Origin of the sequence: Thermodesulfitimonas autotrophica, from assembly GCF_003815015.1 — a bacterium.
In the GTDB taxonomy this organism is placed as follows: domain Bacteria; phylum Bacillota; class Desulfotomaculia; order Desulfotomaculales; family Ammonificaceae; genus Thermodesulfitimonas; species Thermodesulfitimonas autotrophica.
This window is the reverse complement of record NZ_RKRE01000001.1, coordinates 683,702-707,393: the sequence shown is the minus strand read 5'-3', so window position 1 is coordinate 707,393 and position 23,692 is coordinate 683,702. Positions and strand designations below refer to the sequence as shown.

Genomic DNA, 23,692 nt, shown 5'->3' with positions numbered 1-23,692 from the left:
GAAAATGCGTAAGCCGGCGTGGGTTCGGGCGGGTGTTCCCGAGAATCAGCCGCCCGAACAACCCTCCTGATTCCCCACGAGCCTAAAGTGGTGCCAGAATGCCGTGCGTAGTGTCTCCATTGCCTGGAGAAGGGGCGCGAAATCCCCCGGCGGGGGTTCTTTTTCACTCTCTTTGCTCGCCAGTAAGAGATAGTAGAGGCTTTCCGCAAACTGCCCGGTTCTGGCCAGGGTCTGCGCTACGGCGCTGAGGCTGCGGGTGTTGCAGAGACCCTTTTCTGAGAGAAACTGATCGGGCGGGACACCAAGCTCTTCCCGCAATATGGTGAGGCTTTCGACCGCTGGCTCGAAAGCTGCGGGGTGCCTAGCCGCCTCCAGGAGCGTCGCGATTGCCTCTTTGGTCCTCCCGGTGCGCGCGTAAAGCGGGCCGAGCGAGAGTAAGACCCTGTAGCTACCGGCGCCTGGGGTTACGAGGTACTTCTCCCACGGCGCATCACCCAGCGCCAGACAGCGACGGAAAAGCTGTTCGGCCGTGCCAAGGTCGCCACGCTGAAAGCAAGCGACGGCCAGGAGGTAAAGAAGATCGGTATAGTCGGGGTGAATCGCCACTCCTTCGGTCAGGACCGCTATGGCCTGAGCGTAGTTGCCGGTGTTTATCAGCGCCAGGGCGTATAACGCAAAGATGTCGGGTGGCGCGCTCTTGGCGAGGGTCTGGTACGCTTCCCCCAAGTATTGCGTGGCGGCGGTGAAGTCCCGGGCGTAAAAAGACTCCCTGCCGAGGGCGCAGCATTGCTCGGCGGGTGCGCTTGTGAGATGCTCCCTGATCGCGGCGATCTTCCACGCCCGTCTGCGGGCAATTTCCTTCTCCGGCCTGAGAAAATGCAGGTGGTCGACGGTAATAGGCGCACAGCCTACCGTACCGCCGGCTGCTTCGACCGCCGGGAGGATGGTTTCGTCAACCGCATCCTGGTAGCGGTAGTTTCTATTCCGGAAGAGGCGGCAGCTTCCCTTCAGGTAACAGTTCAGCAGCGAAAGTCTGCGGTCAAGAAAGGTGCGGATGGGGAGCAGGTAAGCATCCCGATCGGCCGCTTTCAACAGCTCCGGGAGCGCGTTACGGCTTGCCTCCTGGAGGACTTCGTCGGCGTCGAGTACCAGAATCCATTCGCCGGTGGCTGCGGCGAGCGCGAGGTTCCGGGCGGTGCCGAAGTTATTCTGCCAGGACGCGCGGTGAACTTTAGCACCGAGCTGGTAGGCGAGGTAGGGCGTTTGGTCGGTGGAGCCGGTATCGATAAAGATGATTTCGGCGGCGATTTCGGCGACGCTTTTGATGCAAGCACCAATGCAGGAGGCCTCGTCCCGGCCGATGATACATACGCTGAGCGGCGGGCCTTCCCTGCGGCGCACCAGGGGCCTGATCCGGGCGGCAAGGGTTTCCGGAGGCTCAGGCCATTTTTCCACGGGATACCAGATTGGGGGCGGGGGCAGTACGCCGTAACGCCGGAGGCACTCCTGCGCTTCGGTATAGCGCCCGGTCTCCAGGTGGCAGAGGGCTTCGAGAAAGACGAGGTCCCGGAAGTCGGGGTAAAGGGTTTGGTAGTAACGAAGGTGGCCGACGGCTTCCCGGAACCGCCTGAGCGCCATTAGGGCGTTGATCGTCCGCTTGACGAGAATGGGACCGTAGATCTTCGCCGGGTGGGTGAGCCGGAGTGCCTCCCGGTAGTTCGCGAGCGCCTCCTTCCACCTACCGAGGCGCAGGTACTCGGTCCCCAGGTTGTAGTAAAAAAAACTGTCTCGCTCCTCGGGCGGGTAACGCTCAAGGATAGCAAGGTTTCTCCTGATCTTGGCCTGGATATTAAAAGTGGCCGGGTCGTAGCCGTGGTGGAGAATCCGGATTGGCGCCTGGCCGATCCGCTGCTGTCCGGCATGGGCGAGGATCGAGTCTACGACCTGTTCGTGGAGCCTTCCTCTAAAGCGGTAGCCCTCCCGGTTGCGGAAAAGGCGGATGCTCGGTGCCGTGAGTTCGGCCCCGCCGGGAAGCAGGTTGGTAATCAGGGCGAAATAGGCTTCTTTATCGCCTGTGCGTGCAAGGCGCGTAAGCGCGGACCCGCTTTCTGGCGCGAGTTCCTCGTCGGCGTCGAGAAAGAAGATCCAGTCGCCCGTAGCGTGGGCAAGCGAAAGATTGCGGGCGGCCGCAAAGTCGTGCTGCCACACGGTGGTAATGACCTTTGCGCCGTATCCGGCCGCAACCGCCGTGGTATCGTCAACCGAACCGGTGTCGACGACCACGATCTCGTCCACAAACTCCCGAACGCTTTCGAGACAACGACCAATATTTTCGGCTTCGTTGCGGGTGATCATACAGAGGCTAAGCCTCGGTACTCCCACTGCAGGACGCCTCCTTTAGCCGCGCCGCCTGCCTGCGTGCAGCGGCCAGCCGGAATAATGCTACGCGTAAAGATGTGTTCTGGGGCTCCCGGTTGAGGCCGGCGTAAACCAGAGTCAGAAGCGCGCTAATTAGCTGCTCGCCGGCCCAGGCGGCGAAGCACCTCTCTGCGGGGGCCAGCTGGGCAGCGCGACAGAGGTGGGTGAAGGCCTCAAAATGAAGGTTTGCGCCGGCGCAGGCGCAGCCGTAGAGAAAATGCGCCCGGGCGTCTCCCGGCTGCTCTTTTAGCGCGAACTCAAGCAGTTCCAGAGCCTCCCGGTTCTGACCTTTACTAAGAGCGTATTCTCCGAGTAAAAGATAGGCTCTTGCATCGTCGTGCGCACCTGCCGCGCGGCAGATCGTGCGGGCAACTGCTACACCGCCACACTGATAGGCGGCCAGCGCCAGCGCCAGTATTTCTTCCTGAAGAGCTGGGGCTTCGGGCGGTGGACCAGCACCTTTTCCCATTATTGCGGCTTCGGCAAGCATGCAGGCGGTTGCAACCGGATCAGCTTGCTCATCGCAGCCATACAGGAATCGTTTGGCACTCTGCGGGGGCTGCCGGAGCCACCGGGCGAGGCAGGTAGTTTTGAGGATTTCGCCGCCAAGCGCCCCGCCAGCTTCCAGTTGAGATAGAGATTCCTCGGCCCTGGTGAAGTCGCCCAGGTGCAGGAAACATCTGGCCCTGAGAAGTGTTGTTTCCGGGTTCCCGATAGTCTCTTCTGCGAGAAGGTTAAGGCAGGTAGCATATTCTCCTCCATCAAAGAGAAGCCGGGCTGCTTCTGCTACGGGGAGACCCAGGCTTTCGGTTAGGCGGGTAACCATCTCCTTTCCGCTGAAGTTAGCCTGGCGCATGAACCTGCAGAGGTTTCGGAGGAGGTCCGGGGCGGGGTTTTCCGCGGCGGCCTGAAGGGCGAAATCCACCGCCGCTGCGTACCTGCCGGCGCGGACCTGGATAAGCGCCAGGTTTTCCCGGGCGAGATAGGAGGTCACACCTTCGGTCGTCGGGTACTCGGGCGGGACCTGCCGGAAGCGGAGGCATTTCTTAAAGCAGGCTTCGGCTTCGGTGAGGAGTCCAAGGTCCCAGAAGACCTGCCCCTTTAAAAAGTAAAGGTCGGGGTAGTCGGGAAAGTAGGCAAGCCCCGTATCCGCAACCTCAAGGGCGCGGGCGTACGCGCCCATCTCGTAAAGGCAGACGGCGTAATTTCGGTAGAGAGCGGGAGCAAAGCCGGCAGGCTCTTTTAGGCTGGCAACCGCCGCTTCGTAGTGTTTTTGCGCCTTTTCGTAATCCCCGAGCGCGAAGAGGCTGACCGCCAGGTTGTAGTGGATGAAAGAGTCCGTCGGATTATCGGTTAGAGCCCGGTGCAGCAGGGCGATGTTGCGCTCGGTCTTAGCGCGGCGCCCCCGCGCCGCCCGGTTGTAGCCGTAGTGGTTGATGATAAGGCCGCTGTAGCCGATGACGGCACCAGGGTTGGCACGGAGAATGCTCCTCTTCACCTGTTCGTGAACTTTTCCTTCGAAGCGGTATTCCTTCCGGTTGCGGAAAAGCCGCAGGTTTGGGTGGCGGGTGCGCAGCCCCGTTGCGGGATCGATGTGGTTTACAACGGTGAAAATCCAGGCTTCCACACCGGTGGTCGCAGCCAGTTCTTTCAACCGTGCGGCTGTCTCTGCGGGCAGTTCTTCATCGGCGTCTAAGATGAGGATCCACTCGCCCGTGGCATATTTAAGGCTTTCGTTGCGTGCCTGGGAAAAATCATCCGGCCACGGCAAGTAAAAGACCCGGGCGCCGTACTGCGCGGCTAGATGGGGAGTGGTGTCGCGCGAACCGGTATCGATGACGATTATCTCATCCACAAATCCAGCAGCGCTTTGAAGACAGCGGGGAAGGTTTTGGGCTTCGTCTCTGACGATCATGCACAAACTGATACCGCCTGTCACCCGGGGCTCACATCCTTACCGGATCTCCCGTCGCTTCATAATATGGGCTAGGTCGGCGGATTGCTGCTGCTGTTTACTGGGATTTGTAACCTTCTGCTGGGCATAGCAGTATAATGTGAAAAACAGGTGGAGGGATTATTGTGGCTATCCGGAAACTTTGCGTCGAGGAGATAACTACGATTGGGCTAAACTGGACGGAAACACTCACCTGCACCAATCCGGCGCACACCCCGGTCGGACCGGGCGACGAGTGCAACGCTCATATTTACGGGGTTACCGTCGACCTGAGCACGGTACCGCCAACCCTCTCCTTCACTTGCGATGCCCAGTTCGAGTACCAGTACCTGCAGGACGGTGCGACCTTCCAGGACTACTGCAACATCCTTTCTTCGCAGTGTTCAACGCAGTTGCCAGCGGGCGTGCACGTCTGCTGCGGCCAAACGTTGCCCAGTGTAACCTATTCCGTTGCCTGCAGCCCTGGCAGCATCACCACTACCCCCACTTACGTGGCCGGCCAACTCTCCTATGCCTTCACGATTGATAACCTTTGCTCCTACACCATCATCTGCGTTGACGACACAATCTGCCCGTAAAAACCAGCGCGGCCCGGGCCCCTGTTACTCGCGCAGGGGCCCCACTTTTTTGTTGCTTCCGACCTTAGACAGTCTTGCGTTGGCGGGGAAATCGGGCTTGAACGACATCAACCGGCACCGGCTCCGTAAAGTACAAAACTCGGCGGAACCGCCGAGTTTTGTTGTTGTGTGCTGGTCTTTTACCGTTACTTCTGCCCCTGGATGAAGGCGGTGAGGGTAGCGCTGGTAGTGGTGGCGATAGCGGCCAACCGCACGTACTTGAGGAAAACCGAGGGCACCAGGGTGACGAGGGCTCCCGCATCAACGGTAACTGCGGTGCCGTCGTCGATCCAGCTGGTGTTGTTCGGGCTGATCTGGACCTTCACCTGGGCGGCGGTGGTGCCGGTGTTGACGGCGGCCAGGGTGTAGGTGATGTACTCGAGGACGTTGGTTGTTACGGCCGGCGCGTAAACGGTGGTGACGGTGATATCCTCCGAGGTGTCGAGAATTGTGCGGGAATTAATTGCGGTACCTACTATGCCGGTGCCGATGCAGACGGAGAGCGATCCGGTACCGGTGGTGATGGCCAAGCCCGCGGAGGTTACCGGGAGGTCTCCCGTACCAATTGAAACCGAAAGCGCTCCCGCGCCGGTGGTGATGGCCAACCCGGTTGAAGTTACCGGCACATTACCCGTGCCGATGGAGACGGCGAGCGCTCCCGCACCGGTCGTGATGGCGAGACCTGCCGAGGTAACGGGAAGGTCACCGGTACCGATCGAGACTGCAAGTGAGCCCGTGCCGGTAGTAATCGCCAGACCGGGGGAGGTAATGGCCAGCCGGCCGCCGGTGTCGGTATTCAGGGCTACGTCCTCGCTTCCGAAGATTTTCACCCGCATTTCATCGGCAACATCTTGGAAAACCTTGAAGTTGGGCAAGGTTATCACTCCTTGCAGGGGTATCCTTTTCCCTTATCCTATGCTTGCTACCATAATTTGGTTACTCGCGCACCGCCGTGGGCCTTCTCTCATAAACTGGAAAAAGAAGAGGTGAGAGCCTTGGCGGACCGCATTTCGCTCTGCTTGATTGTGAAGGACGAGGCGGCCTACCTGGCGCGGGCGATTGAAAGTTCCCGGGCGGCGGCCGACGAGATTATCGTGGTCGATACCGGTTCCCGGGACGACTCGCCGGCCATCGCCCACCGCCTTGGCGCGAAGGTTTTCCATTTTCGCTGGCGGGGGGACTTCAGCGCCGCGCGCAACTTCGCCCTGGAACAGGCGGCGGGGGAATGGATTCTTTTTCTTGACGCGGACGAGGAATTCGCCGGGGAAGATGCGCAAAAGTTGCGGGAGATTGTGGCAACTACGGACGCGGCGGGCTATTTTTTCAAAATTGTCAACTTTTACAACGTGGGAAACCGGGTTGAGCAAGCGCCAGACGTAGTTTTTCGCTTTTTCCGGAACCACCCGGACCACCGTTACGAGGGGAGGGTTCACGAACAAATTATCCCGGCGATCCTGCGCCGCAACCCAGAGGCCCGCTTTGCCATCCGCGAGGACATCACTCTCTTTCACCACGGTTATCTCGAGGCCAACCTTGCCGCGAAGCGAAAGCGGGAGCGGAACCTGCAGCTTATGGAGCGGGAAGCGGCGCGGTTTCCGGACGATCCCGTGGTGAATTTCCACCTGGGCGTGGAGTACTTCCGGCAGGGCGATTACCCTCGAGCTACCCAAGCTTTCCTGCGGGCGGCGGCGGGGTCGAGCCCCGGGGTGGTTTATGGTCCGAAGCTCCTCAAGTACCTGGTTCAGAGCCTTTACCTTGCCGGGGAGAAGAACGAGGCGCTCCGCATAGCAACGAACGGCCTTGCGGTTTATCCCGACCACCCTTACCTCCATTTTGCCCGTGGGGTCTTGCTTTTTGAAAGAAGGGATTACGCGGCGGCGCAGGAGGCATTTTTGCAGGCACGCGCCCACCGGCAGTGCCCCGCCTATTACGCGGTGGAGGAGGCGGTGACTGGTTACCAGACGCTCTTTTACCTGGGGCGGTGCGCCGAGGAGCGCGGTGATTTAGAAGAAGCGCTGGCCCACTACCTGGTGGCAGTGCGTGAAAACACGGAGTTCGTGCCGGCGGTAGCCCGGATCGTTCATATCCTCAACCCGCGGGAGTACCCGGAAGATACGGTTGAATCTTTGAAGCGGGTCTTCGATCTTTCCGCGCCGCGCGCGCGTCGCATCCTGGCGGAAATTTTTCTGGCGGAGGGCGCGGCAGAGCTTGCCCGGCGCTTCCTGCAGGCCGAGGGGTGAGAGGTCGCGGGGGCAAGAAACCGGCGACGTATCAGGCGTAAAACCGGGCCGGCATTTCAGGAGTTAACTGGCCTTTTCCGCAGGGGGAGGAGTTGTGGTGCGTATTGTGGGAATGCTGCGGGTGAAAAACGAGGCTACCTGGCTTAAAACAGTGCTGGATGCTGCCGGGCGCGTATGCGACGCGCTGGTGGTCCTGGATGATGGCTCGACCGACGCGACACCAGAGATATGCCGCCGCCACCCGAAGGTGGCCGCGTACCTCTACCAGGAGGAACCAGTGCTGGACGAAGCGCGGGACAAAAACCGGCTCCTTAAGATGGCCCTGCGGCTCGAACCCGATTGGATTCTGGCACTGGATGGGGACGAAGTCCTTGAGGACGCGGCCCCGGAAATCATCCGCCGCGAAATTGCGCTCATCGACCCGGCGCAGCCCCAGTTTACCGCCTTTGCGTTTCAGATTCTCTACTTTTGGGATGATCCGCTCACGTTTCGGTGTGAGCCTTCGTTTTACGGCGACTTTTGGCAGGTGCGCCTCTTTACCATCTGGGGCCAGGATGTGACGCGCCTGGCTTTTCTTCCCACGTCCCACGGGGGGAATCTTCACTGCGGCAGTGTTCCCGCGAACCTTACGGGCCGCGCGCGGTTCATCGACGTAAAGGTGAAACACTACGGCTACCTCTCGGCCGAAGCCCGGCGGCGCAAAAGAGAGTGGTACGCTACCTGCGACCCGGAAGCTTTCGCCCGGGGCTACTACGACCATCTAACCTCGAGCGAGGGGATGCGCCTCGCTACCTGGCGGGAGCGGAGAGAGCGGGATGCGGTGAGCAGCACGTTTATCAAGCCCACCGCCTACTTCACTGGCTACCCGATTGAGCTTATCTCCCTCCTGCCGCCCGGCGCCAAGCGGGTGCTCGAGGTGGGGTGTGGCTACGGGGATGGCGGCCGGGCAATAAAGGAGGGGTTGCCGGAAGTTTGGGTCGCCGGGGCGGAGTGGCGGTGGGCGGCGTACCTTGCGGCGCGCAGCGTGCTTGATGCTGCGGTTTACTGGCGGCCCGGGGAGCCCCTTCCTTTCCCCGATGGTTTTTTTGATGTGGTACTGCTTAACCATTGCGTCGAAAAGTTCGCCGACCCCTGGACGGTGCTCTGTGGTTTGAAGCGCTACGTGGCACCGGGAGGAAGAGTGGTAGCCGCGGTGGCTAACGCGCGGAACCTGGTGAACCTCGCGCGGCTTGCGGCTGGGGACTGGGATTACACTGCCACTGGCGTGGCGGATGTCGCCAACCTCCGTTTTTTCACCCCGCGTACCTTGGCGGCCCTTTTTGCTTATTGTGGCCTCGACGTGAAGGAGCTTTCCTTTTTGCCTGACCCGCAAATCGACGTCTCCGGAGCACCTGGCGGGGGGACGGAGCTGTCACTCGCGGTGGGGAACCTCGTCCTGAAGGCATTGGAAAGAAGAGACCTCCCCGAGCTTACCGCCCGGGACATCCTGGTGGTGGCCGAGAAACCGGCGGTCTCACGCGAAGCGGGGCAACCCGTCACCTAACGCTTCGGTGAAGTTTAAGCCGGGCGTTTCACGACAAGCCCCTTCCGGGAGGTGCGAAAGAATGCCGGAGATTATCATCAGGCCGCCACTTCAGGATGCCACCGTAAAAAGTTTAGAGCCGGAAAAAAACTTCGGGGCGACCTTCTATCTGGGGGTGGGTAAAGCTGGTGATGCTGTTGAGCGGGCGCTGGTGCAGTTTCCGTTGGCTGAAATTCCGGCGGGAGCTGCGCTTAAGACAGCTTACCTTCAGCTTTGCCTTTGCGAGAACACGTTCCGCGCCCAACCAAAAGAGATTGCTCTTTACCGGGTCCTAGAACCCTGGGAAGAATATCGGGTTAGCTTCCGCAAGCAGCCCGCTTACGATCCCGCGCCTCTATCGGCGGTACTACTTACCGGGCAGGCTGGCGGGTGGATTTCTTGGGAGGTTAGCGCCGTGGTCCGCGACTGGATAGCGGGGACCCGGCCGAACTGGGGCCTGCTGGTGAAAATGGGCGACGAGAAGCGGCTGGGCGTGGTCCGCTTTTACAGCCGCGAGTGTAGTTGCTCGGCCTGCTGGCCCCGCCTGGTGGTGTCTTTTGCCGTTGGGGTTTGCGGGGCGCCCCTTTTTACCGAAGGGACCGAAACGGTTACCACCGAGGACGCCGACCGGGGAAGCACACCGTGCGACCTTTCTACCTGGCGCACGGTGACCGTGCTGGTCGCCAACGGTGGCCCCAACCCGGCGGTGGTTCAGGGCGAGATCAGCGCGGATGGTGCGGGCTGGCTGCCGCAAGGCCGCAGCGCGATACTGGCTGCGGGGCAAACTTACCTTTTCGTGCCCCAAATTTTCCTGCGGTTCATCCGGGTGCGCTACCGTTCCGCCGTTCCCGGCTGCCCCACCACGCTAGTGGTTACCTGGCAGGCCCAAAGATAGGCTTTTCTTGCGACTGCTCGCCGGCACAGGGTGGGAGGTGCCGCACTGTGCCATTTTCATCTTCCTGCTAGTGCAGGCCGAAGGCCCGCATGGGCTACTCTCCGGAAGTGCCTTCATGCAGCGCAGAGCCAGGCGTTGGCCGGAATTCTTTGCTGGAGGTGGCAACTTTGCCAGCTGCTTGGCGGGCGCGCGGGGCTTTCTGAGCGTATGTACTTTTGCTATGCGTTAGCGTCTTGGTATGATATAATATTTATGTGTGCCAAAACATGTTATCCCGAAAGCATTTCCGCTTCGATCCTTTCACTTTACATCCGTTGACGGTCAAATAAGGTAAAAGTATCTGCAGCGCTTTCGTCGGGGATTAGGGCATTCGCAATCCTTACATACCAACTGGCAGGCTTGAGGGGGTGTGGTATTTGAGAATTGCAATGCTTCACTGGGCGTTTCCACCCACCATCGGCGGGGTGGAGACTCACCTTACCATGCTCTGTCCGGCGCTGGTCAGGGAAGGGTGTGAGGTTGCTCTTTTAACGGGCGCGGTAGACGGCAGGGTTGCGGCGGAAACCTGGGAAGGGGTCAGGATCCGGCGGACGCCGCTAATGGACCTCAATTCCCTCAGCCCAACGCTCATAAGGCGCTACAAGGACGAAATCCGGGAAGAGTTAGCCAGGTTTATCGACCGGGAACGGCCGGATGTCATTCACGCGCATAACATGCATTACTTCAGCTACGTCCACGCGGAAGCACTGGTCAGAATTAAGGAGCGCGTGGGCGCACCCTTGATTTTAAGTGCCCATAATGTTTGGGATGATGAGACCTGGGAGGAACTGCTTCGGCTCCGGTTTGCCTGGGATGGGGTTATTGCCGTAAGCCACTATATTAAAAGGGAGCTCATCGCGAGTGGTTATCCGGCCGGGCAGATCCGCGTAATCCACCACGGGCTTGATTTGGCTCGCTTCCAGGCGGCTACGCCACCGGAGGCAGTGCGGCGCGAAATCAGAGAAAAGGCGCGGGGGAGGAAGATAGTTTTTCATCCCGCGCGGATGAGTCTCGCCAAGGGTTCGGATATTGTTGTGTTGGCTTTCAGGCGGGTAAAGGAGGTTTACCCGGATGCTTTCCTGCTGCTTGCCGGGACCAATAACACGGTGGACTGGGGCAGCTACCAGCAGGGTGAAATTGCCCAGATTCGGCGCATGATTGCTGAATGCGGGCTGGAGGAGGATGTGCTTATCCGCTTCTTCCCTTGGGAAGAGATGCCCGCCGCTTACTGGGAGAGCGAAGTGGTGGTTTATCCTTCTTCGTTCGACGAGCCTTTCGGCCTGGTGCTACTCGAGGCGATGGCGGCGGGGAAGCCGCTCGTCGTCACCCGGGCGGGGGGGATGCCGGAGATTGTGGTTCCGGGAGAAACAGGATTTATCATTCCGCGGCGCCAGCCCGACGCGTTGGCCGAGAAAATATTAGCGCTGCTTCGGGCCCCAGATTTAGTGCGCCAGATGGGGCAGAGGGCCCGGCGGCGCGTCGCGGAAAGATTTACCCTCGAACGGATGGTACGGGAGACGGTTGCTTACTACGATGAAGTGTGCCGGACGCGGGGACGCGCGGAAAGGGGAAAGCGCTCAAGTGCTATCGGATGATAAGCTGAAAATCGCTCCCGAACGGGTTGAGGTTCAGACGGAGGTTATCAAGAGCAACGAAATTTTCCTCATCACGCTGCCCGATGGTTCGGTACCCTGCGGGTATCCCGGGGGACTCGGGCTTTATTACCGGGATACCCGCTTTTTAAGCGCCCTGGAATTTTACGTAGAAGGAACAGAACCGAACTTTCTTGCGGCGGGTACGCGGTTCAGCTCCTTCTTTCAGTGCGATCTCGCGAATCCGGAGCTGACGGTTGCGGGGCAGCTTATTCCCCTGCAAACGGTTCATTTTCGGCTGCTCCGCCTCCTCCACGGGGCGCTATACCAGCGTTTTCGCGTGCGCAACTACAACCTCTTTCCCGTCACGCTGACGCTGAGCTTCAGGGTAGGCGCCGATTACCGGGATCTTTTTGAAGTGCGGGGAATGAAACGGCTTGAGCGCGGGGAAATTCTTCCTGCGCAGCTTGAGCGCGACGGGGTGGTTTTTCAGTACCGGGGCCGGGACGGCTTGTACCGTACAACCCTTCTCCGGTGGGATCTGCCGCCGGACGAGGTTCAACCCGAGGGAGAAAACGTCTGGATCCGCTACCGGGTGCAGGTGCCGCCCAAGGAAAGGGTTTACCTCTATTGGGCGGTCGGGGTTGCGGTAGACGAAAAGAAGGGCGCTTTTCCGGGGGTCACGCTACCCGCAGACCTCAAGGGTGGTTTCTTAACCGGGGCGGAGGTGCAGCGGGAGGGTTTTTCAGCCTGGCGCGAGAGTTGCACGCAGTTCGCGACGCCCCGAGAGCGCTTTAACCAGATGCTCGACCAGGCGCTGGCCGACCTGTGGGTTTTGCGGAGCGAGTATCCGGAGGGGCCCGTTATTGAGGCGGGCGTCCCCTGGTTCGCAACGGTTTTCGGCCGGGACGCCCTAATCGCCGCGTGGCAGACGCTCATCGTCAATCCCCAGATCTGCCGCGAGGTGCTGCGCTTCCTGGTAAAGTACCAAGGAGCAAAGGTCGATCCTGCGCGGGAAGAAGAACCGGGAAAGATCATCCACGAGATCCGCCGGGGGGAAATGGCCAACTGCCGGGAGATCTTGCACACGCCGTACTATGGCTCCATCGACGCTACCCCCTGGTTCATTATCGTGCTCGGCGATTTCGTGCACTGGACGCAGGATTTAGAGTTTTTACAGGAGATGCACGCGCCGCTTTTAAAGGCTCTGACCTGGTGCACCGATTACGGGGATAGGGATAACGACGGCTATATCGAGTACGCGGGGGACGTTCCTGGAGGACTTAAGAATCAGGGCTGGAAAGACTCGTGGGACGGCATCCTGGACCCGGAGGGACGGCCGGTGGAGCCGCCGGTGGCCCTGGTTGAGGTGCAGGCTTACCTCTACGCCGCCTACAGGAGAGCGAGCCGGATGCTGTCGCTTTTAGGCGACAGAAAGGCGGCGAAGGAGTACGAGGAGCGGAGCCGCCGGTTGCGGCGGAACTTCTGCCGCGACTTCTGGGTGGCAGAGCAGGATTGCCTGGGCCTGGCGCTCGACGGGCGAAAGCGCCTGGTCAAGACCGTGGCTTCGAACATGGGGCACACTCTCTTTACCGGCATCCTGCAGCCGGCGGCGGCGAAGAAGGTGGCCAAGAAGCTTTTCTCCCGCGAGCTTTTTTCGGGCTGGGGTATCAGGACCCTGAGCACTGCGGAAAAAGGTTACAATGCCATCAGCTACCACAACGGCTCTGTCTGGCCGCACGACAACAGCATCATCGCCTTCGGGCTGCGCCGTTACAATCTGTTAGAAGAGCTGAGACTGCTAGCGGAGGCCCTTTTCGATGCGGCTTACGAGTTTCCGTATTTCCGGTTGCCGGAGCTCTTCTGCGGCTTCAGCCGGCGACCTAACGTCAGGCCGGTCCGGTATCCGGTCGCGTGTGAACCACAGGCCTGGGCAGTAGGCAGCCTCTTTTTGCTCCTGCAGGCCTGTATCGGCGTGAGGGTAACGGCGGAGGGACTCTTGATTCAGCGGCCAGTTTTGCCTTCGTTCTTAAAGGAGCTCCAGATAAGGGGAATGAAGGTTCACGACGGCAGAGTGGGGATTGATTTCATCAACCGGGACGGGCGCGTTTTCTGCCTGCCGATTGAAAAAACGGGCAGTGTCCGGATCATTATTGAGGCGTAAGGGTTTCCGATTGTCGGTTGGCAGTAGATGCTGTAAAGGGGGGAGATTATGGGACTCTCTTTCCAGCTTCCTGTAAAACCGCGGGTTATCGTTGTCTCCAATCGGGGCCCTCTGGTATGGGCGGAAAGATGCAGCGGCACCGAAAAAAAGGTGGCGGTTAGCGGGCTGGTGTCGGCGCTTTTGCCTCTCTTCCGCACGGTGCATGGTGTCTGGGTTGCGTGGGGTGGACGGGCTTCACTGCCTAACGAAGTAGGCTTTCTCCATCAGGAAGGGGACCTGAAGTGGCAGGAAGTTCCCCTGACAGAGGAAGAACTGCGGCTCTATTACGACGGCTTCTCCAACCAGGTGCTTTGGCCGCTCTGCCATTATTTCACGGAGAAATGTGCGGTCGAGCCCGCATGGTGGGAAGGGTATAAGGCGGTGAACAAAAAGTTCGCGTTTTTCACCCGGAAGGTCGATTGGGGCGCTGATCTCATCTGGATTCACGACTACCACCTTGCCCTCCTGCCGGCGCTGCTGCGCCAGCGGGGAAACGAAGGGAAAATGCCGCGGATCGGTTTCTTCTGGCATATCCCCTTTCCAGGTCCCGACCTGTGGGAAATTGTGCCGTGGGCGAAAGAGATCATCGAGGGCCTTCTGGGAGCGGATTTCATCGGGTTTCACACTCCCGGCTATGTGGAAAACTTCTTACGCGCCGCCACGGCTTTCACCGTAGCCACGGCTTTGCCGGGGCAGAAAGGATTAATCTACCGGGGTCGCGAGGTGACGGTGAAGGCGCTCCCTGTAGGTGTTGACCATGAATTTTTCGCCGGGTTGAGCCGGGACACTAAGGTAAGGGAACAGGCAAAGCTTATCCGGGCCCAAGTCGGCACGGAAAAGATTTGCCTTGGCGTTGAGCGACTCGACTACAGCAAGGGGGTTTTAGAGAGATTAGTCGCTTTCGAGCGGTTTCTCGAGGAAAATCCTGCTTACCGGGGCAGGGTTTCCCTTATCCAGATCGGTGTGCCCACCCGGGCGGGCGTGGGCGCTTACGAAGAGCTCCGCCGGCGGGTAGAGGACTGCGTGAACCGCATCAACAGCAGATTCGGCCGTTCTTCCTGGACGCCGGTCTGGTACCTGGCCCGGGCTTACAGTCAGCGTGAACTGGCCGCTTTTTACTTGGCGAGCGACGTGGCCATCGTCACCCCGTTGCGGGACGGCCTGAACTTAGTGGCGGCCGAATACGTGCTCACGCGGTCCGATACCGACCCCGGTGTGTTAGTGCTAAGCAGGCTGGCCGGTATTGCGCACTATTTACGGGAGGCGTTGCTCGTAAATCCGTTTAATATTGCGGAAATGGCGGCTGCGCTCCGGTCGGCGCTGGAGATGCCGGCTGCCGAGCGGCGGTTTCGCCAGCGGACGCTGCGGCAGAGGCTTGCCCGGCGCACGGCGAGTGCCTGGGTGCGGTCCTTTTTGCAGTTAGCGTTAGAGGAGGCGGCGGACGAGGTCTTTGTTGGGTAATAACAGACAGGGGGAAACGGACCGTTAAGCGGAGGATTTTGCCCCTTAAGGAGGGCTTTATTGCTGCTTGACGCCTTTTCTGGTAGTCTTTTTTTCGGGATAACCTTGCAAAAAACGGGGGTGGCCCGGTAGATGCGGGAACGGGTCCAGATTGATACGGATATCCTGATCATCGGCGGCGGGACGGCAGGTTGCCTGGCGGCTTGGGAGGCGCGGCAGGTAGGCGGGCCGGACCTGCGGATCACCATTTTAGAGAAGGCTAACATCCGGCACAGCGGTTCGCTCGCTGCCGGGCAGAACGCGCTTAACGCCTACATTAACCAGGGAACGCCGGAGGACTGGGTGGCCTACGTCCGTTACGACCTGTGCGGCGCGCCGGTGCGCGAGGACATCCTGCTGAGTGTGGGGCGGGAGCTCAACGAGACGGTGGCGATGATGGAGAAGGAAGGCCTCCCGATCAAGAAGGATGCGGACGGCCGTTACCTGGCGCGGGGCAAGTGGAACATCGAGGTCAACGGGCGGTTTTTAAAGCCGATCACCGCGAAAATGGCGGAGAAGGCCGGCGCGCAGGTGATTAACTGGGTTTATACCGTTGAACTCCTGAAAAAAGAGGGGCGCTGTGTTGGTGCGGTGGGTTTTGGCGTGCGGGACGGCCGTTTTTACGTAATCCGGGCCAAAGCGGTCCTTATGGCTGCTGGCGGGGCAGCGGGCATCTGGCGTCCCCGGTACAGCGGTGATGCTCACCACCGCATCTGGTACGTTCCGTTTAACACCGGTGCCAGTTACGCGATGATGAAGCGGATCGGGGCGGAGATGACCGGTTTCGATACCCGGATGATCCCGGTGCGCTTGAAAGATACCTACGCGCCGGCAGGGACGTTAGCCATTGGGGCGAACGCTAAGATGGTTAACGCCCTCGGCGAGGTTTTTATGCTCGAGAAGGAAGAGTACGTGCGGATGGGCGGGCATACGGCGCCGACACCCATCCGGGTCTGGGCCTGCTACCGGGAAATCGCTGCCGGGCGGGGCCCGATTTTTATGGATACGACCAAGGGTGATCCCGAAAAGGTGGCCGGGCTGCGGGAGCAGTACCTGGACATGTCGCCGAGCACCGTCCTTTACTGGGCGGCCCACGATATCGATCCCGCGCGGGAACCAATCGAGATCGAAGGCGATTCCCCCTTCCTTGTCGGGGCGCACGCCGCGTGCTGCGGGGCCTGGACCATCGGGACTACCCGGATGACGACTGTGCCCGGTCTCTTTGCCAGCGGCGAGGCGCTCGGGCAGGCCCCGTCGCGCTTCATCTCCGGCTCTTGGACCTGCGGCCGGATTGCGGGGCGTAATATGGTCAAGTGGATCGAGGAGAACGGGATTCCGCTCGCGGAACTCGATCCGGAAGAGATAGACGCGCTTGAGGAGAAGACCTTCGCGCCGCTTGCGCGGTGGAGCAAGCAACAGTTCTTTACTAACGGTAAGCCGGTCCTGGGCATCCTCCCCAAGGAGATGGAAGAGCACATGCAGAACGTGATGGAGGACTACTGCGGCGGGCGGGTGCGCCATTTCGCGGTCAGCGAGCCGTACCTGAATATCGCGCGGAAGCGGATCCACCGGCTGCGGCGGGACCAGCTGAAGTACCTGACGGTTCCCGATCTCTACGAGCTGCAGCAGGCCTGGGACGTGATCAACCGGCTCGACTGCTGCCAGTTGGTAATTGAGCACATCAGTTACCGGAAAGAGACACGCTACCTTGGCTACGTTAACCGGACGGATTATCCGGAACGGAACGATGCCGAGTACGATTGTTTCATCTGTTCCGTCTGGAACCCGGATACGGACGAGCTCACCTTTAAGAGATACCCTTACGAGCAACTCGTTCCGGGTGACCGGACTAAGGAGACGATTTAGTACGGTTCGAAAACGTTGGCCGCCCAAGAGGCGACGTTTATTGAGGTAGGGATTATCAAGGAAAGGGGCTGTGAAGCCCGCGACGCCGAACGGGGTAATGGCCTTCAAGGCTTAAGATAATAGTTGGCGAAAGGGGGTCATGTCGCGGGAATGCCGCCTTATGTCCTGCCGGATAAATGCGACGGCTGTAAAAACGAGCCCGATCCGCTCTGTGTTTCGGTCTGTCCGGGTAACCTCTTCGTCGTCGACGCGGCGACGGGCAAGGCCTACTGCCGGGATCCCGGGGAATGCTGGGACTGCATGACCTGCACCATTTACTGCCCGACCCAGGCGATCGTGACCCAGGTGCAGTACCAGCTCGCCCCCATTCCGGCGCGGCTCGTTCCGAAGCTCGGCCGGCACAGCATCACCTGGACGCTGACGGATTGCAAGGGGAAGGTTTACCGGATGCGCAACCTCGTCCTATCGGACGGTGAGGAGGATAACGGCGCCTAACAGCCGAAAGCGAAGGGGAAAAGAAAACGGCCCGCTTACAAGGGCGGGCCTATTTTTCTTTTTCGCCCGGAGCTTAAAGTTATTATTTCAGATCGACCAATTTTACCTGTTTAAAGGTATACTTATCACCTTGCTTAACCACCTGCCATACTTCGTAAACGGCGCTGATTCTATCGCCCTGCTGGTCAAAGGTGATCGTCCCGCTGGCACCCTGGTAGTTCTGGCCAACGGCGAGGAGCGCTTCGCGCACCTTCACCGGGTCGTCGTTTTGGGCTTTGGCGCACGCCGCCGCAATCAGCTTCACCGCGTCGTACACGGTATCACAGAAGACTTCCGGCTCAGTGTTGAACTTGGCCTTGTAAGCGGTGCGGAACTTGTCGTAGCTGGCGCCTGTAGGCGGTGCCGGACGGGTGCCCTTCATGGCGCGGGCCATGAATTCGGCGGCGGCCTGCGTGGTGAACATGCCGCTGCCGTAAACCCCGTCGCAGCCGATCCACCGCAGTTTATCGAGACCAAGGCTTAACGCCTGCTGGTAAATTACCCGGCCATCGTCGTTATAGCCGATATGGAAGACGCCGTCCGGTTTCAGGTTTTTAATCTGGGTGAGTTCCGTGCGGAAGTCTTTCTTATTCGGGTCGTACTTTACCACACCGACGACTTCCGCCTTACCGGCGAGTGCGGATTGAATGACGCTGCTAAGGCCTGCTCCGTACGGGTTATCCATCGCCAGGATGGCGACCTTTTTGAGCCCCTCATCTACCGCTAACTGTGCCATCACCTTGCCTTGGAAAGCGTCGCTCGGACAGGTCCGGAAGAAGTAGTCACGCCAGGACTGCCCCGAAAGCTCGGGGGAGGTAGCCGAAGGTGAAACGAGGAGCACCTTGCGGTGCGAAGCGTACGGACCGGCAGTCTTTGCCCCGCCGGAAGTCATTCCACCGATGATCAGCTTCACGTTATTAAGCTCCACCAGTTTTTTGACGGCGTTAAGACAGGTTGCCGGGTCGGTAGCGTCATCTTCTAAGTAGAGCTTAATCTTTTTCCCGTTCACCCCACCGGCCGCGTTTATTTCGTCCACGGCGAGTTTGACGGCGTCTGCCATTTTGCTCCCCATGGCCGCCAACTGACCGCTTGTCGAAAGAACGCAGCCAAGTTTAATCTCCCCCGCTGCAGCCTGCTCCGGCGACGTTGTGGGCGCGGTTTTCTTCCCGCAGCCGACTACGGTAAAAAGGAGTGCCAGCACCGCTACCAGCGCTACCGTTTTTTGAAGGCGAGTCCACTGCAAGCCAAACACCAGATTTTGCCTCCTCTCTGTATTTTTTGCGAAACCGGCGGAAATTTTTGCTCCTGCTCCGTTTACACCCCCTTCGCCACGCCGAGAAAACGTTCGCGGAGTGCCGGGTCGGCTAAAAGCGCCGCCCCAGTTCCCTCCATTACGCACCGGCCCTGGTTAAGTACGTAACCGTATGCGGCGGCTCCTAAGGCCAGGAAGGTATTCTGTTCTACCAGCAGGATGCCAATGCCCTTGGTTTTAATGGCCTGGAGCCGTTCCAGAATGAAGGCCGCGGTTTTGGGTGCGAGAAAGGCGAGTGGTTCATCCAGCAAGAGCGCGGCCGGTCTCCCCATCAGGGCGCGGCCAATGGCAAGGAGCTGCCTCTCTCCGCCGCTTAACGTTTCGGCGCGGGCGCGGCGGCGCCTTGCAAGCTCTGGGAACCGGGTATATATTTCCTCGTAATCGCTGGCGATTCCTTCTTTATCCTTGCGGAAATAGGCACCCATTTCCAGGTTTTCCTGGACGGTGAGGTTGCTGAAAACGTTATTGACCTGAGGAACGTACGCGATACCGCGCCGGATAATCTCGTAGGTGGGTAGATCGCTTATTTCCTGCTCCTGGAAAATAACCCGGCCGTTGAAGCGACGCGCCAACCGGAGGATACTCTTGAGCAGGGTTGATTTGCCGCAGCCGTTGGGCCCCACGATAGCGGTGATTGCTCCTGCTTCCACCCTGATGTTTATTCCTTCGATGATGGTTGTATCGCTGTACCCCGCAGTTAAATCGGTAACCTCTAAGAGCGCCACTGGCTACTCTCCCCCGCGTAAATAGTATAAAAAGCCGGGTCGGCAAGCACTGCTTGCGGCGTTCCCGCGAGCACGACGTGTCCGGCATCCATGAGATAAACCTGGTCGGCAAAGTCAAAGAGAATCTCCAGACGGTGTTCGATAACGAAAAAGGTAATCCCTGCTTCGCGCTGAAGGCGCTTCAGTGTTTCGTATATCTTACGTCCCAGCACTGGGTTGACGCCTGCCGCCGGCTCATCAAGCAGAATAAGTGTTGGGCTGGCCATCAGGGTGCGGCCAATTTCCAGGAGTTTCCGCTGCCCTCCCGAAAGCTCGCGGGCGGGTTTGAGTGATAGGGGGGTGAGTTCAAGAAGCTCGAGCACTTCCTTGGCTCGCGCTGCGAGTTCCCTCTCTTTTGTTTGCCAGTAACGGCGGCAAAAAAGCGCGGCTGCCGGATGTGTCCCGGCCACGTGGGGCGCTGCCAGGAAGAGGTTGTCAAGGACCGAAAGGGAGCCGAAGAGACGCGGGATTTGAAAGGCGAGGGCAAGCCCGCGCTCGTAAAGGGCAAAAGGCGGCAGACCGGTGATATTTTCGCCGCGAAAGAAAACCGCGCCGCTGTCAGGGCGGAGAAGCCCGTAAATGACGTTGAAAAGCGTGGTTTTGCCGCTTCCGTTGGGGCCCACCAGACCCGTAAAGCTCTTTTCGTTCACGGTTAGGCTGACCTCGTTGAGGACGCGGAAGCCACCAAAGTTTTTCCCTACGCGGTCGGTGGCGAGGAGAGCCACTTCTGGGCCTCCTTTCTGGCGGGTGTTTTGAGCGGGCCCTCGGGGAGCAATCCCTGGGGCCGGTAAAGAAGGATGATGATAACCAGTAGGCCGTAGAGGATGAATTGCAGGTTATTTGGGTCTACCGGTAAAGTAAGGTAATCCTTGGCGATGCGGGTACCCCTATTAATCAGTTCCACGACGAGGCCCCCTGCAAGGGCACCCCAGTTGTTCCCAGACCCGCCGAGGATCAGCATGATCCAGACCAGGAAGGTCACCGGTGGCAGGAACATGTAAGGGTCAATGAATTGAACGTATTGGGCAAAGATGCCTCCGGCTAACCCGGCGATGGCGGAACCTAACGCGAGGGCGCTCGCTTTGAAGAGAAATGTATTTTTACCTAGCGCTTGAACGGCGGTGTCGTCGTCCCGGATGGCTCTGAGGATGCGACCGTAAGGCGAATGGGCGAGGGCCTCCACGATAAGGAAGGAGCCCAAGAGGAGGGTACCGATTAAGGCGATGTTGGCCAAGGCGGAAAGCCGTAAAGAGGCAAAGGGGAAAGCGGCAGGCACGGCGATACCGTGCACGCCACCTGCAATTCCTTCCTGCGCTTTAATGATAAGCCGGAGGATTTCGCCGAACGAAAGGGTAACGATGGCCAAGTAGTCTTCGCGCAGGCGCAGGGCGGGAAGGGTGACGATCAAGCCGATGGCGGCGGCGACTAAAGCGCCTGCCGAGAGTGATAAATAAAAGGGCACGCCGAGCTGGGCCAGGAGGGCGTAAGTATAAGCACCGGCCATGAAGAAGGCTACCTTACCGAAATTGCCCAGTCCGGTGAAGCCGTACTCTAAGTTTAAGCTCAGCGTTAGGATAATGAAAATCCCGGCGAAAATGAGGGTATCTTCGATGTAGTAAACAGGATCCATCTGTTCACCTCCCGAGCCCGCGGGGGCGGAAAATTAGCACCAGGATGAGCACGAGGAAGGCGACGGCCATCCGGTACTCGGTTGATAGCCCTAAGGCCTGTAAGACAACAATCCCGAAGTTTTCGGCAATACCGAGAATTGCTGCGGCTATGAGAAGACCGTAAAAACTCCCGATGCCGCCGAGAACCACACTGGCGAAAACTGGGAGCAAGATGTCCCACCCGAGCATGGGGTAAAGCTGGGTATCCGCGGCGCGAAAAACACCGGCTACTCCTGCAAGGGCGCCACCGACAAACCAGACAAAGAGCGTTACCCGCTCGGTGTTGATCCCGGAGGCTTGGGCGAGTTCCGGATTAGCTGCCGTGGCCCGGATGGCTTTGCCGATCCTGGTGAATACGAAGAGAAGGTGCAGAACGATGCTGGTAGCGGTAGCGGCGAGAATCAAGTAAAGCCAGAGCAGCGTAATGTGGGTGTCGCCGATGGTGAAGGTTTGCCAGACCTGCTGGTACGAAAGCGCAGCCCAGGACCAGCACTCGCCCAGAGAATAACGGATGACGTAACCCAGGCCGATAGAAGCGATCATTAAGGGGATCAGGGCGGCACGCCGGTTGATTAGCGGGCGAAAGACGGTGAAATAGGCGGCGAGGCTCAAGAGCCCTGTAGCCAGTGCTGCGGTGACCAAGGCGATTGCGAGGCAGCCGGTAGGGTATTGCATAGTGAGGTACCCGATATAGGCGCCAAAGGTAAGAAACTCGGCAAACGCAAAATTCGGAAAGCGCGAAAGCCCGTAAGTTAGTGTCAAGCCCGTGCCGGCGAGGAGGTAGATGCTCCCGGTGATCAAAGAATTAACCAGAACCTGTGCAGCGTCACTCATTGTTTACCGCCAAACTTTACGTAATTTAAAATGCTTTTTCGCCTGCAAGCAGGCTTCTTTTAATCGCTACCGTAGGGGAAAGGGATTGTTCGCAGATAATTATACTTCAAAGTGGCAGGGCAAGGAAACGCCAATTATTACCAGGAGGTGGGGCGTAGCGTTTGCCTGTTCCCTGTGGGGGATTACTTAGGATAGCGCGAGGGCTATTTCCCCGATGCCGTAAATCATGGCCAAAGCCAGCACGGTGAAGATCAGAATCCAAAGGTCAGTTACCGAAAGGTCAAATTTTGCCGCAAGCCGCTGCATTAGCGACTGCCTGCCGGAAAGCTTTTCTGTCTTTTCAGCTTCCTCCGCAGGGCTCAAAATCTCCATAAGCAAGCTTTGGAAGAGCATTTTAACCGCTTCTCCTTTCCAAAGGTTTTAGCCAAGATAAAAAAAAGGGGACCCACCGGCTTCTTCCAAGAAGCCGGTGAGCTTACCACGACAGGGGCGAGTTTGGCTCCGTTTTCGCTGCTTCGGCTTCCAAACGAGTTACTAAGCGGGTCAACCATTGCCGGGTCAGAGCGAGTGCGACATAGTGCCAGATATAGAGGAAGCCTGCGGCGTAGAGTGCTCCCCCGGCAAATAATACGCAAAAATCCGTTCCTATCGGGCCAAGATTTCCTCGCGTGATTCGGGCGACATTCATCAGGATGCCCATCATAAATAGCCCCGCGGCAGAAAGCATCAAGACGGGTAGCAGCACCCGGCCCAACCGGGGCGAATAGCCGTTACCCTTCGGCGAAGAATGAGAGGCAGCTACGGTGGGCGCCATTTTGTTTGCTATGCCCTCCTTCAGATAGCCACACAGAAATTTTCTCTCTACACCCATTTGAAGTGTTAGCAAGAAGTATGCCAGTTCTTTTAAAAGCGCCTTTAGGGCCGGGGGACAGAGGTTTTGGGGGCAAACCCGGCTCTATTGGTTTCGGTTTATCACCCTCCGCCGTTGCGTTTTGCAACAGCTGTTGTCTTTTTGAACACCCACCTGATTAAAGCGGCGTCTTTCTGCTTAGAAATACAGGCGTTTATTCGCTGGCAAGGTTCTTGCTACATTCCCAGAAGTGGGTTGCTGATTTCACTGGATCTCTTGGAAAGGGGTGAAGGTAGCTGCGCAAACAACAGGTTAAGACTGCTTAAGAAAGCGACACCTTGTCTTTAGTGTTAAAAAACGTAGCGAGTAACTTGAAGGAGGGAAAATCAGGTGCGTACGGGAAACCAACTGGATCGCGAAAAAGAGGCTAAACTTCGGCAGTTCAATATCTTGGCGACTACGGTTGTAGCGGTGGTAACGCTGCTTGCTTTTTGGGCAGGGCTTTATGTTTTACAGCATGACGTGTTTAAGGATTACTACAACCCGGAACGTCATGTGATCGTTCAGCAGGACCCCGAAACGCTTGAAGTTTATGCCTGGCGGGATAGTGCCGGACATGTCTTCACCCGGGACTCTGCTACGGTGCGACTCTTTCCGTACGGGATCATGACGCTGCTCTTACTACTTATGGGCTTCAGCTCCTGGTTGTATAATCTCTTGATGCGCACTTATACTGCACGTTTGGTCCGGGAAGTTGCGCCAGAGGTACCGGTTTCCGTGAGCTACCAGCGGGTAGCAAGAGGTTAGCACCAACAAAAACAGCGGCGACAAAGGAGGTAGCTG

General features: G+C 58.8%; 20 protein-coding genes. 10 read left to right on the top strand and 10 right to left on the bottom strand.

Annotation, left to right across the window (positions count from 1 at the left end; translation table 11 throughout):
- Positions 1–45: 45 nt before the first annotated feature.
- Together EDD75_RS03510 and EDD75_RS03505 are read right to left on the bottom strand one after the other, a co-directional pair.
- On the bottom strand, positions 46–2,382 hold the full coding sequence (locus EDD75_RS03510; protein ID WP_123928085.1) for a glycosyltransferase: 2,337 nt from the start codon (positions 2,380–2,382) through the stop codon (positions 46–48).
- Complete coding sequence (locus EDD75_RS03505; protein ID WP_245963059.1) at positions 2,363–4,333, bottom strand: TPR domain-containing glycosyltransferase; 1,971 nt, start codon at positions 4,331–4,333, stop codon at positions 2,363–2,365. The genes EDD75_RS03510 and EDD75_RS03505 overlap by 20 nt, the downstream gene beginning before the upstream one ends.
- A gap of 164 nt (positions 4,334–4,497) precedes the next feature.
- Here EDD75_RS03505 and EDD75_RS03500 point away from each other — a divergent pair, with 164 nt between their 5' ends.
- Positions 4,498–4,950 carry a hypothetical protein gene (locus EDD75_RS03500; protein WP_123928079.1) on the top strand — a complete coding sequence of 151 codons (453 nt, stop codon included), beginning with the start codon at positions 4,498–4,500 and terminating at the stop codon, positions 4,948–4,950.
- Positions 4,951–5,135: 185 nt separating this feature from the next.
- On the opposite strand, the gene EDD75_RS03495 is transcribed toward EDD75_RS03500, so the two are convergent.
- Positions 5,136–5,864 (bottom strand): DUF6385 domain-containing protein, encoded by a 729-nt coding sequence (locus EDD75_RS03495; RefSeq protein WP_123928077.1) that lies wholly within the window; start codon positions 5,862–5,864, stop codon positions 5,136–5,138.
- Between the two features lie 120 nt (positions 5,865–5,984).
- On the opposite strand from EDD75_RS03495, the gene EDD75_RS03490 reads away from it, so the two are divergent.
- The 8 genes from EDD75_RS03490 (at position 5,985) to EDD75_RS03455 (ending at position 17,380) form a co-directional block, all read left to right on the top strand.
- On the top strand, positions 5,985–7,229 hold the full coding sequence (locus EDD75_RS03490; protein WP_123928074.1) for a tetratricopeptide repeat-containing glycosyltransferase family 2 protein: 1,245 nt from the start codon (positions 5,985–5,987) through the stop codon (positions 7,227–7,229).
- Between the two features lie 97 nt (positions 7,230–7,326).
- A complete protein-coding gene (locus EDD75_RS03485; protein WP_123928071.1) occupies positions 7,327–8,772 on the top strand; it encodes a methyltransferase domain-containing protein in 1,446 nt (481 codons plus the stop codon).
- A gap of 61 nt (positions 8,773–8,833) precedes the next feature.
- Positions 8,834–9,685, top strand: coding sequence for a DNRLRE domain-containing protein (locus tag EDD75_RS03480; RefSeq protein WP_123928068.1), 852 nt, complete (start codon positions 8,834–8,836; stop codon positions 9,683–9,685).
- Between the two features lie 407 nt (positions 9,686–10,092).
- Positions 10,093–11,319, top strand: coding sequence for a glycosyltransferase family 4 protein (locus EDD75_RS03475; protein ID WP_425451638.1), 1,227 nt, complete (start codon positions 10,093–10,095; stop codon positions 11,317–11,319).
- A complete protein-coding gene (locus tag EDD75_RS03470) occupies positions 11,306–13,480 on the top strand; it encodes an amylo-alpha-1,6-glucosidase (protein WP_123928063.1) in 2,175 nt (724 codons plus the stop codon). Before EDD75_RS03475 ends, EDD75_RS03470 begins: the two co-directional genes overlap by 14 nt.
- Positions 13,481–13,528: 48 nt before the next feature.
- Entirely contained in the window at positions 13,529–14,980 is a 1,452-nt protein-coding gene (locus tag EDD75_RS03465) for an alpha,alpha-trehalose-phosphate synthase (UDP-forming) (RefSeq protein WP_123928060.1), read from the top strand.
- Positions 14,981–15,112: 132 nt separating this feature from the next.
- Positions 15,113–16,885: an adenylyl-sulfate reductase subunit alpha gene (locus tag EDD75_RS03460; RefSeq protein ID WP_123928056.1), complete on the top strand. Its 1,773-nt coding sequence runs from the start codon at positions 15,113–15,115 to the stop codon at positions 16,883–16,885.
- Between the two features lie 150 nt (positions 16,886–17,035).
- On the top strand, positions 17,036–17,380 hold the full coding sequence (locus EDD75_RS03455; RefSeq protein WP_123928053.1) for a 4Fe-4S dicluster domain-containing protein: 345 nt from the start codon (positions 17,036–17,038) through the stop codon (positions 17,378–17,380).
- Between the two features lie 82 nt (positions 17,381–17,462).
- On the opposite strand, the gene EDD75_RS03450 is transcribed toward EDD75_RS03455, so the two are convergent.
- The 7 genes from EDD75_RS03450 to EDD75_RS03420 all read right to left on the bottom strand — a co-directional run bounded on the left by EDD75_RS03450 (position 17,463) and on the right by EDD75_RS03420 (position 22,813).
- Positions 17,463–18,671 carry an ABC transporter substrate-binding protein gene (locus EDD75_RS03450; protein ID WP_170157687.1) on the bottom strand — a complete coding sequence of 403 codons (1,209 nt, stop codon included), beginning with the start codon at positions 18,669–18,671 and terminating at the stop codon, positions 17,463–17,465.
- 62 nt (positions 18,672–18,733) lie between these two features.
- Positions 18,734–19,456, bottom strand: a complete 723-nt coding sequence (locus tag EDD75_RS03445) for an ABC transporter ATP-binding protein (protein WP_123928047.1) — start codon at positions 19,454–19,456, stop codon at positions 18,734–18,736.
- Positions 19,444–20,220, bottom strand: coding sequence for an ABC transporter ATP-binding protein (locus EDD75_RS03440; RefSeq protein WP_170157686.1), 777 nt, complete (start codon positions 20,218–20,220; stop codon positions 19,444–19,446). Before EDD75_RS03440 ends, EDD75_RS03445 begins: the two co-directional genes overlap by 13 nt.
- Positions 20,193–21,125, bottom strand: a complete 933-nt coding sequence (locus EDD75_RS03435; protein WP_123928041.1) for a branched-chain amino acid ABC transporter permease — start codon at positions 21,123–21,125, stop codon at positions 20,193–20,195. The genes EDD75_RS03440 and EDD75_RS03435 overlap by 28 nt, the downstream gene beginning before the upstream one ends.
- 4 nt (positions 21,126–21,129) lie before the next feature.
- Complete coding sequence (locus EDD75_RS03430; protein WP_123928038.1) at positions 21,130–21,999, bottom strand: branched-chain amino acid ABC transporter permease; 870 nt, start codon at positions 21,997–21,999, stop codon at positions 21,130–21,132.
- Between the two features lie 186 nt (positions 22,000–22,185).
- Positions 22,186–22,392: a hypothetical protein gene (locus EDD75_RS03425; protein ID WP_123928035.1), complete on the bottom strand. Its 207-nt coding sequence runs from the start codon at positions 22,390–22,392 to the stop codon at positions 22,186–22,188.
- An 82-nt stretch (positions 22,393–22,474) separates the two neighbouring features.
- Positions 22,475–22,813, bottom strand: coding sequence for a hypothetical protein (locus tag EDD75_RS03420; protein WP_123928032.1), 339 nt, complete (start codon positions 22,811–22,813; stop codon positions 22,475–22,477).
- Between the two features lie 426 nt (positions 22,814–23,239).
- Between EDD75_RS03420 and EDD75_RS03415 the strand changes: the two genes are divergently transcribed.
- On the top strand, positions 23,240–23,656 hold the full coding sequence (locus EDD75_RS03415) for a hypothetical protein (protein WP_123928029.1): 417 nt from the start codon (positions 23,240–23,242) through the stop codon (positions 23,654–23,656).
- Positions 23,657–23,692: the final 36 nt, after the last annotated feature.

What these genes read in the sequence shown, in the direction of transcription:
- EDD75_RS03505 (WP_245963059.1), bottom strand. Translation starts at nt 4,333, where the DNA reads ATGATCGTCAGAGACGAAGCCCAAAACCTTCCCCGCTGTCTTCAAAGC.
- EDD75_RS03480 (WP_123928068.1), top strand. Translation starts at nt 8,834, where the DNA reads ATGCCGGAGATTATCATCAGGCCGCCACTTCAGGATGCCACCGTAAAA.
- EDD75_RS03465 (WP_123928060.1), top strand. Translation starts at nt 13,529, where the DNA reads ATGGGACTCTCTTTCCAGCTTCCTGTAAAACCGCGGGTTATCGTTGTC.
- EDD75_RS03460 (WP_123928056.1), top strand. Translation starts at nt 15,113, where the DNA reads ATGCGGGAACGGGTCCAGATTGATACGGATATCCTGATCATCGGCGGC.
- EDD75_RS03455 (WP_123928053.1), top strand. Translation starts at nt 17,036, where the DNA reads ATGCCGCCTTATGTCCTGCCGGATAAATGCGACGGCTGTAAAAACGAG.
- EDD75_RS03435 (WP_123928041.1), bottom strand. Translation starts at nt 21,125, where the DNA reads ATGGATCCTGTTTACTACATCGAAGATACCCTCATTTTCGCCGGGATT.
- EDD75_RS03430 (WP_123928038.1), bottom strand. Translation starts at nt 21,999, where the DNA reads ATGAGTGACGCTGCACAGGTTCTGGTTAATTCTTTGATCACCGGGAGC.
- EDD75_RS03425 (WP_123928035.1), bottom strand. Translation starts at nt 22,392, where the DNA reads ATGCTCTTCCAAAGCTTGCTTATGGAGATTTTGAGCCCTGCGGAGGAA.
- EDD75_RS03420 (WP_123928032.1), bottom strand. Translation starts at nt 22,813, where the DNA reads ATGGCGCCCACCGTAGCTGCCTCTCATTCTTCGCCGAAGGGTAACGGC.